Source organism: Carnobacterium sp. (genome assembly GCF_032094055.1).
In the GTDB taxonomy this organism is placed as follows: domain Bacteria; phylum Bacillota; class Bacilli; order Lactobacillales; family Carnobacteriaceae; genus Carnobacterium_A.
On sequence record NZ_DAMDAK010000041.1, the window covers coordinates 18,017 to 21,153 of the forward strand.

Consider the following 3,137-nt stretch of genomic DNA (forward strand, 5'->3'; position numbering starts at 1 on the left):
ATAGCCAAAACATAAGCTTGGAATCCATTTTCTTTTGCATTCTCGATTACTTGCAAGTCAGAATCATCTAAATTATGTAAATTTAAATTAAAGTCATGATCTGTTTCCTCTACTATTTCTTCAATCTGATTATCAGCTGGCGTGCTTTTCCCTTCAGCTGCTGCATTTAAGCGTTCGACTAATTCACTGATGTCACGTTTCACGTCATTTTCTGTTCTTAAATCTTCGACCAAATCGGACAACGTATCTAAACAGTCAAAGATTAGGGTAATCGTTGTTTCATTGGCTTGTATGGTATTCTTTTTCAACAAATCAAAAATGTTTTCCATTTTATGAGTCAATTTTGACATTGTATCAAAGCCCATTGTTGCAGCCATTCCTTTGATTGTATGAGCGGATCTAAACATCACGTCTACAATTTCGGACTGTTCCGGATGTTGTTCCAATTCAAGTACTTGTTCATTTAAACTTTGTAAATGTTCGTCTGTTTCTTCAAAAAATAATTCGAGATATTTACTATTTTCATCCATATATTATCCCTCCCTTTCATAGGTTCTTAGATGGATCTTTCAATCGGACGAGAGTGTTCCGCATCCTTTTTAGTTGAGTTGCGTGACCCAGACACTTGGCAATTTAGATGATTTCCAGCAATGCGCGGGATGCTCTTGCTTGTAAATCCCTAAAATTGCTGTGCGTCTACCGGGGTCACTTCGCATCCTTTTTAGTTGAGCTGCGAACACTAGGCATTCGGAAAAAAGATGAAATTGTCCTCAAGTCTTTTAGCCTTTTGCGGGAATTTCCCAGAAGGTCACTTCGTTTCTCTCTCTTAAATCTCTGTAAGAATGATACATTCAACAGAGACTAAGTATTTTTCTTTCATACCTGTTCAGCATTCTCCACATCCTGATTTTTCGCATCCTATATTTTTTCGTAGATGAATGGGGATAGTTTTTTGAATCCATATGCTTCAGGATTATAGATAGCTTCGGTTGCTCCAGTAAAGAATAGGCCGCCCGGTATAAGGGAATCGCTAAATTTTTGATAAAGTTCTTCTTTCACTTCATTTTTAAAGTAAATGGTAACGTTGCGGCAAACAATTGCATGGAAGTCAGAACTGAACCGGTCCGCTATCAAATCATGCTTTTTAAATTGTACTCTATTTTTAATAGCTGGTGTCAAGTAGAATGTGCCGTTTTCTTCTTGAAAGTAACGACTGCGATCAGCGTCTGACACATTTTTCATTTCATGCGTTTTATAAGCACCCGCTTTGGCTCGCTTTAAAATCGTCTCATCAATATCGGTAGCTAGTATTTTTTCTGAAGAGCGAATTCCATGCTTATCAAGAATCATAGCCATGGAGTAAGCTTCTGCTCCAGTTGAACAAGCAGCACTCCAGATTTTCAAATTAGGAAACTGTGGTGACAAATAGGTAACCAGCTGCTTTTCAAATTCTTCAAAAATGTCTTGGTTTCGGAAAAAATCCGTCACATTGATCGTAATATAATCTAAAAACTCTTGCTTTACTGCCGGATCTTTTTGAATTTTGCCTGTATACTCTTCTAAAGTAACGGCTCCAGCATTTTTCATTACACTGGCTATGCGTCTTTGCAACTGTTTTTCTTTGTAGCCGTTTAAGTGGATATTTAAATTAGCTTTAGTCCAGTCATAAAAAAATTCATAGTTTAGTTTCATTTTCTCACCCTTATAATCCAATTTAGTATATCGGATAATTCTGCCAAGCTGGCGACTTGATCAACTACACCTTTTTTCACAGCATTTCCAGGCATGCCATAAACTACCGAAGTTTCTTGATTTTGAGCCAGAGTAAAACCGCCTCTTCTTTTTATTTCAACCATTCCTTGACTTCCATCGTGTCCCATCCCTGTCAAAATAACGCCCACTAGTTCATCACCATAATTCTCGGCTGCTGATTGAAATAAGTAATCCACTGCCGGCCGAACACCCAAAATTTTAGGTGTACTAGACAACTTGATTTTATTTTGGGCTAGCGTCATATGGTAATCACCTGGAGCTAAGTAAACTGTCCCTTTTTGTATCTCCATTCCAGCTCGGGCTTCAACGACTGGAACTTTAGCTTTCATATTTAAACGTTCAGCAAATGAAGCTGTAAATCCTTTAGGCATATGCTGAACGATAAAAACAGGTACATTCAGCTCTTCAGGAAAACGCTCAACAAGATGCAGCAAAGCTTTTGGCCCTCCAGTAGAAGCTCCGATAACGATCGCTTTTACCTTATCCGGTATCTCTTTTTTCAGTTCATCCCTAATAAGTTTACTTATAGGTATCTTTTCTAAAGCCGAGAAACTGTTAGGTTCAAATAAAACTTTTATTTTCTTTTCTATTTCTTTTTTAAACTCTTCTTTTTGATTCTTCAGGTCAATTGGCTTTTCAATAAAATCCATTGCCCCTAACTCCAGCGCTTCAATCGTAATGGCTTCCCCACTATGGGAACTCATCATCACTACTGGGATATCAAAATCTTGTTTGATGATTTCGAGTGTCTCCAATCCATTCAAACCGGGCATTTCAATATCTAAAGTAACAATATCCGGTTTAAAAACCGGAATGCTTTTTAATGCATCCCGACCGTTTCTTGCTGTACCGGAAACTTCCAGACCAGGTACTTCTGCTATCATTTCAGTTATGATTTTTCTCATAAATGGAGAATCATCTACGACCAACACGTTAATCCCCATTTTTTAGTCTCTCCTGTCTTTTACAATACAATGATTTCTCTGTTGACCATTCGGATTTTGACCGTGAAAGTATCCAAATCTACTATCATTGTTCTTCCCATATTTCCGCCTGTATGATTGGCTAACAATGGGATACCTAATTTTTTCAGACTTTTTTCCACTGCCAGTACATTCCGCTCTCCGATACTGCCTTGATAAGCAGCATCAGATAGTTGGAACATACTTGCTCCTCCTGCTATTTTAGCAATTAACTGTTGATTTTTAGTTTGATTTCTAATTTCTGAAACCATTTGAGGAATCGCTAAATCAGCAAATTTCTCTATTTTATTAACAGTTTTAAATGACTCGCTATCTGGCAGCATAATATGGCTTAAGCCGCCTACTTTTGTTTTCGGATCATAAATAGCTACGCCTACACAC

At 37.6% G+C, this 3,137-nt stretch carries 4 protein-coding genes; all 4 read right to left on the reverse strand.

The features are described 5' to 3' along the window. The coding region (locus RT405_RS07785; protein ID WP_313468950.1) for an Hpt domain-containing protein at positions 1–530 on the reverse strand (530 nt) is incomplete at its 3' end. 388 nt (positions 531–918) lie between these two features. After that, a complete protein-coding gene (locus tag RT405_RS07790) occupies positions 919–1,692 on the reverse strand; it encodes a protein-glutamate O-methyltransferase CheR (RefSeq protein ID WP_313468951.1) in 774 nt (257 codons plus the stop codon). Then, positions 1,689–2,717 (reverse strand): chemotaxis-specific protein-glutamate methyltransferase CheB, encoded by a 1,029-nt coding sequence (gene cheB / locus RT405_RS07795; RefSeq protein ID WP_313468953.1) that lies wholly within the window; start codon positions 2,715–2,717, stop codon positions 1,689–1,691. Before cheB ends, RT405_RS07790 begins: the two co-directional genes overlap by 4 nt. 20 nt (positions 2,718–2,737) lie before the next feature. Continuing rightward, positions 2,738–3,137 (reverse strand): chemotaxis protein CheD (locus tag RT405_RS07800; protein ID WP_313468955.1); only part of this gene is annotated, 400 nt, incomplete at its 5' end.